Annotated in this window: 5 protein-coding genes; 2 read left to right on the top strand and 3 right to left on the bottom strand. The window is 69.2% G+C overall.

The window, feature by feature from the left end:
* Positions 1–495: 495 nt before the first annotated feature.
* A complete protein-coding gene (locus JR064_RS21950; RefSeq protein WP_338123913.1) occupies positions 496–2,616 on the top strand; it encodes a TonB-dependent siderophore receptor in 2,121 nt (706 codons plus the stop codon).
* A 105-nt stretch (positions 2,617–2,721) separates the two neighbouring features.
* Here JR064_RS21950 and JR064_RS21945 read toward each other — a convergent pair whose 3' ends face one another.
* From JR064_RS21945 to JR064_RS21935, 3 genes are all read right to left on the bottom strand, one after another.
* Positions 2,722–3,078, bottom strand: a complete 357-nt coding sequence (locus JR064_RS21945) for a DUF1428 domain-containing protein (protein ID WP_179569355.1) — start codon at positions 3,076–3,078, stop codon at positions 2,722–2,724.
* A 789-nt stretch (positions 3,079–3,867) separates the two neighbouring features.
* Entirely contained in the window at positions 3,868–4,353 is a 486-nt protein-coding gene (locus tag JR064_RS21940) for a hypothetical protein (RefSeq protein WP_206231130.1), read from the bottom strand.
* A 146-nt stretch (positions 4,354–4,499) separates the two neighbouring features.
* Positions 4,500–4,697, bottom strand: a complete 198-nt coding sequence (locus JR064_RS21935) for a hypothetical protein (RefSeq protein WP_179569351.1) — start codon at positions 4,695–4,697, stop codon at positions 4,500–4,502.
* Between the two features lie 76 nt (positions 4,698–4,773).
* Here JR064_RS21935 and JR064_RS21930 point away from each other — a divergent pair, with 76 nt between their 5' ends.
* Positions 4,774–5,958: an exodeoxyribonuclease III gene (locus JR064_RS21930; protein WP_241093228.1), complete on the top strand. Its 1,185-nt coding sequence runs from the start codon at positions 4,774–4,776 to the stop codon at positions 5,956–5,958.
* Positions 5,959–6,043: the final 85 nt, after the last annotated feature.

Below are 6,043 nucleotides of genomic sequence, written 5' to 3'. Positions count from 1 at the left end.
GCGGCGTGGTTCATGGGGGGCGGATGGGCGGCGGGAGGCAGGCGTGTGCGCAGAAAGACGAGCGCCGGCTTCGGCGCGCCGCCGATGGTAGCCGAGGCGGTGGCGCCCGGCACCTGCCGGCCCGCGTGCGCGCGGCGAACGCGCCGGCGGTCGCCGCACCCGGACATCGGGTGTTCACGGACAGGCGGCGCAGGCATTGCTGCGTGCCCGGTCCGACCGGGCACGCTGTCTGGCGCGGCCTCGGCGGCCAGCGATGCAATTGCGCGCGCCGATGTCTGTTTGCGCAGACGCCCATGCGCATCCGCAAACGGCGCTTGCGCTGGCCGCGCGGCGTGCTCGTCCCGGCGGCGACGCTCGGATAGACTGCGCGGACTTGACGACGCGCAAGCCGTGTTCCTGCCAGCCCCAGTCGTGAGAATCCGCACAGGCCGCCTGCCTGTGTCTCACTTCATTCAGGGGTTTTCCATGTCCGCTTTCCCTCTTCGTGCCGCTGCCGTGCGCTTGAGCGCGCTGTCCGTCGGCTTGTCCATCGCGGTGTCGGCCGCGGCGCAGTCGGCTGCCGCCGACGATCCGACCACGCTGGACGCGATCAACGTCAACGCCGAACGCGCGGGCTCCTACACGGTCGAACAGACCGCGGCGGCGACGCGCCTGGCGCTGACCCCGCAGCAGACGCCGCAGTCGGTCAGCATCGTCACCGCGCAGCGGATCGAGGACCAGCACCTGACCTCGGTACGCGACGTGCTCGACAACGTCACCGGCGTGTCCTCCAACGCCTACGACACCGAGCGCGTATTGTTCTATGCGCGCGGCTTCCTGGTCGAGAACATGGCCTACGACGGCGTGCCGGTCGCGCCGGGGATCAACTCCGGGTCCGCCGATGCCAGCCTGGATACGGCCATCTACGAACGCATCGAGGTATTGCGCGGGGCCAGCGGCCTGCTCACCGGCGCCGGCAGCCCGTCGGCGACGATCAACTTCGTGCGCAAGCGCGCCGACAGCCGCACGCTGCAGGCCGACGCAGCGCTGAGCGCCGGGTCGTGGAACACCCTGCGCGGTACCGCCGATGTCGCCGCGCCGCTGGCGGCCGACGGCAGCGTGCGCGGCCGGGTGGTCGGCGCCTACGAGCAGGGCGATTCCTACCTGGACCGCTACAGCAAGAAGAAGACCGTGCTGTACGGCGTGGTCGATGCCGACCTCGGCGCGGCCACCACGCTGAGCGTGGGTTACGACTACCAGAAGAACCGGCCCAAGGGCGTGACCTGGGGCACCTACCCGGTGTTCTACGACGACGGCAGTTTCCTGGAGTGGCCGCGTGGCTTCAGCAGCGCCGCGGACTGGACCTACTGGAACACCACCACCGCCACCGCCTTCGCCGATCTCAAGCACCAATTCGGCAATGGCTGGCAGCTGCGGGCGCTGGCCAGTCACCGCGCCACCGACGGCGACATGGCGCTGTTCTACGTCTATGGATTCCCCAACCGCAGCACCGGCGAGACGCTGGAGCCGTACGCCTACCGCAGCCGCGACCGCGGCCGCCAGAACATGCTCGACGTGTACGCGTCCGGGCCGTTCCAGGCCTGGGGCCGCGAACACGAGCTGGTGCTGGGCCTGAGCGGTTCGCGCTACACCAAGCGGTCGTGGGTCAACGCCACCGAGACGCTGGCGCCGATCGGCGATTTCCTGCAGTGGAACGGCGACTATCCGTACCCGCAGTTCGCGGCCGACGCCGACAAGGTCACCGATATCCGCACCGACCAGCAGGGCGCGTATGCCGCCGCGCGCCTGTCGCTGGCCGAGCCGCTGACGCTGGTCGCCGGTGCCCGCTACAGCCGCTGGAAGAACGATACCGACGACCTGTACAGCGGCGTGTTCCGCCACGACCACCGCAAGACCGTGCCCTACGCCGGACTGATCTACGCGATCACCCCGGTGTATTCGGCGTTCGTCAGCTATACCGAAATCTTCGACCCGCAGGACAACCGCCGCAGCGACGGCAGCTTCCTCGATCCGGTGCTCGGCAGCAGCCGCGAGATCGGCCTCAAGGGCCGCCATCTCGACGGCCGCCTCAACACCGCGCTGGTGCTGTTCGACACCCGCCAGGACAACGTGGCCGAAGCCGACGTCGGCAAGACCCTGCCCGACGGCCTGACCCAGGCCTACGTGGCGGTGGACGGCACGCGCTCGCGCGGCTTCGAACTGGAAGCGTCGGGCGAACTGAGCGAAGACTGGAGCGCGTCGTTCGGCTGGTCGCATTTCGAACTGGAAGGCCCGGACGGCGCCGACCTGCGCACCGCGCTGCCGCGCACGCTGGTGCGCCTGTTCACCACGTACCGGTTGCCGGGTACCTGGAACCGGCTCAGCGTGGGCGGCGGCGCCAACTGGCAGTCTGCCAGCCGTGCCGCGGTGGATGGCCCCAACGGTCCGCAGCGCGTGGACCAGGCCTCGGTGACCTTGCTCAGCGCGATGGCGCGCTATGCCTTCAGTGCGCAGGCGTCGCTGCAGCTCAACGCGAACAACCTGCTGGATCGCAAGTATTTCGTGCTGGACGAGTACAGCAACCTGTACTACGCCGCCGGACGCAATGCGACGTTGAGCTTCAGCTACAGGTTCTGAGCCGCCCCGCGCTGCGCCGTCGTCGCAGCGCGGCATGAAGCGGCATGCGCGGTCGGCATGCGCTGTCGCGGCGCAGCGCCCGTCGCACGCCGCCCGCTTGCGCGGCTATTTTTTCAGTTCCAGCACCGGCACGAAGCCGCCGTAGATCATGCGCTTGCCGTCGAACGGCATCGGATTGACCGCCGGATCCATGCGCGGGTCTTCCATCATCTTCTTCATGCCGGCATCGCGGGTCGCCTTGTCCGGCCACTCGATCCACGAGAACACCACCGTTTCGTCGTCCTTGGCGTCCACCGCGCGGAAGAAGTCGGTCTGCTGGCCGCGCGACACGTCGTCGCCCCAGCATTCGAGCACGCGCAGCGCGCCGAATTCGATGAAGACCGAATCGATGCGGGCATGTTCGAGGAACTTCTCCTTGTTGGCCGTGGGCACGGCCAGCACGAAACCATCGACGTACGACATGGGAACCTCCGGGTGCGGCGCGCCGGGATGGGCGCCTTGTTGCATACGACGTGCGAGAAGGCGGGAAATCGACAAGCGATTGCCGAGTGGCAGATCTTGTCCGCCATGGCCCTGCGGCCATGTGAAGCCGTGCGATGCGCGAGGCGATGAATGCGCCTGCCTGGCGTCGCGTGGCGTTGGCGCACGGCGCGCGCGAGGCAGCTGGGCGCGAGCGCGCTGCTGCCGGTTCGCTAGCTCATTGGGTCGCATGGACGGAACGCCCCTGCGATTGCATCAAGGCGGGAGCGCGCTGGCGGCGTGCCTGGCGCAGTGGCGTTCTTCCATCGAACGCGCGAAGCCGTGCGGACCGGCCACGCACGCTGCGACGATGGACGCGGTCGCCGATATGCGCAGGCGTCGCCCAGGTGGCGGGCGGCCGCGAGGCGTGGATGGAGGACCGGGCTGGAACTACGATGGGGGCGCTTGGGTCGCGATGCATGCCACGCCAGCGATCGATGCGGTCAGGGGATTCCGATCCGCAGGACGCCCTCTGTGGGAGCGACTTCAGTCGCGACGGGCGTTACCGGGAAAGCGCGTCGCGACTGAAGTCGCTCCTACATGGACATTGCCGCTGGGTGCGCTGCGGAAGGGACCCTGGGCGGTCTCGGGCCATCGGCTCCGACGCGTCGCCGGGGGCAGTGGTTGCGCTGCTTCGTCGGTCGCGGTCGAAACCGCTCCTGCTGCGAGTGAAAGGCCGACGGAAACGCGCCGATCCGCACCCGGGCCGCCATCTCCGCGCAGGGCGGCACGTCAGTCCCCGCTGGCGCCACCCGGGCATGCGGCGGTCAGCTTCAGCGTGTAGGACTGCAGGTCCCAGCGGTGCTGCGGGCGATCGTCCGGCACGTAGTGCCACGACTGCAGGTAACCCTGTGCGCACGATGCGATGGCGATGCTGTCGCCGGGCGTGCCGGTCGCAGGCAAGGGCAGCGGCCGCGGCACCGCGCGGGTGGCGGCAGGCAGGCTCACGCTGTAGTCCAGGCTCACCGCGCTGAGCTGGTCGGGATCGCCCAGGCGCTTGCCGTCGATCGTCGAGGGATGCTGCACAAGCCACGCGCGGATCTGGCGCCACTCCGGCGTGTCCTTCGCATAGACGGTCTTGGTCGCGATCCGCAGCGGGTCCTGCTGCGCGCTCGCGCTGCCGGCGAGTGCGACCAGCGCCAGCACGGCGAGGCTTGCCAGCCGTTTCGGCCGCTGGCCAACGCCTGCCGCCTGATCGGTGCCGTTGTTCGACTGCATGCGTCCGCTCCTTGCCGATGGCCGTTGGGCCGAAAATACCATCGGCGTGGGCGGGCGGCACGCGGTCTGCGCGGCGCCGGCTGCGGCAGGCGCCCATTGTCTACGCGGCATGCGGCAGGACAGCCGCCGCATGCCGCGCCGCTTGCTCACTTGCCGGCGGCAAGCGAGGCCTGCAACGCAGTGGCCAGCGCGGCGTCGCCGTTGACCAGGTCGCTCCAGCGCAACGCCAGGCCCTTGCGTCGGCCTTTCTCGGCGAGTTTCAGGCCGTCCGGGTCCACGGTCAGCGTATACGGCCTGCCGTCGATCTCCAGTTCGCGGCGCAGCGGTTTGTCGAGTGGGGTCATGGGCGCCTGCCGGTTTTCACGATGCGCCGAGCGTAGCTGGGCCAAGGTGATGGCCGGTTCTGCAACGGCGCATGCGATGAAGACGCTCAAGATCGCCACCTACAACGTCAACGGCATCCGCAGCCGCCTGCCGCAGCTGTTGCAATGGCTGCAGCGCGAGGCGCCGGACATCGTCGGGCTGCAGGAACTCAAGAGCGTGGATGCAGGCTTCCCGATCGCCGAACTCCACGCTGCCGGCTACGGCGCGTTGTGGATGGGGCAGTCGGCCTGGAACGGGGTGGCGGTGCTGGCCAAGGGCAGCGATCCGGTGGAGAGCCGGCGCGGCCTGCCGGGCGATCCGCGCGATACGCAGAGCCGCTACCTGGAGGCGATGGCGCATGGCGTGCTGGTCGGCTGCCTGTACCTGCCCAACGGCAATCCGCGCCCGGGACCGAAGTTCGACTACAAGCTGGACTGGTTCGCGCGGCTGCAGCGGCATGCGCAGCAGTTGGTCGCACTGCCGCATCCGGTGGCGCTGATCGGCGACTTCAACGTGGTGCCGACCGATGCGGACATCTACAACCCGGCGTCGTGGCGCCGCGATGCGCTGTTGCAGCCGGAAAGCCGCCAGGCCTATGCGGACCTGCTTGCGCAAGGCTGGACCGACAGCCTGCGCAAGGTGCACGGCGAGCGCCGGATCTACACGTTCTGGGATTACTTCCGCCAGCACTGGCAGCGCGATGCCGGCTTGCGCATCGATCACCTGCTGCTGAACCCGCCGCTGGCCGCGCGCCTGCACGACGCCGGCGTGGACCGCTGGGTGCGCGACCTGGCGCATGCCAGCGATCACGCGCCGACCTGGATCGCGCTGAAGACAGATGCGCCGCGCGGCGGCGTCGCCGCTTCGACCGACAAGGCAACCGGCTCGGCGAAAACCGACCGGTCTGCGAAGACCGCGAAGGCGACGAAGCCGGCCAAGCCAACGCAGCCGGCGAAAGTCGGGAAAATCGCCAAGCCGCTCGCGCCGACGAAAGCGACCAAAGCGACCAAAGCGACCAAAGCGAAAGCGACCGGGGCGGCCAAAGCCGTGCAGTTGCCCAAGGCCAGCAAAACGGTCGAGCGGGCCGGGCAGGCCAGACCAGCGAAACCAGCCAAAGCCCCCAATGCAGGCACGCCAGCCAAGGCAGCCAAGGCGGCCAAGCCGGCGAAGCCGGGCAAGCGAGCGAACCCAACCAAGCGAGCAAATCCAACCAAGCGAGCAAGGCCGGCCCGAACGCCCTGACCGGCATTGCATGTGCGTGCGCAAATCGGCCCGGCATGGCGGGCGCGGTGCAGGGCTGCCTATACTCGAGGGCCGCTGCCGCCTG

The organism is Xanthomonas bonasiae (genome assembly GCF_017163705.1).
Lineage (GTDB): Bacteria > Pseudomonadota > Gammaproteobacteria > Xanthomonadales > Xanthomonadaceae > Xanthomonas_A > Xanthomonas_A bonasiae.
The sequence above is the reverse complement of the archived record's forward strand: the minus strand, read 5'-3'. Positions and strand labels throughout refer to the sequence as shown.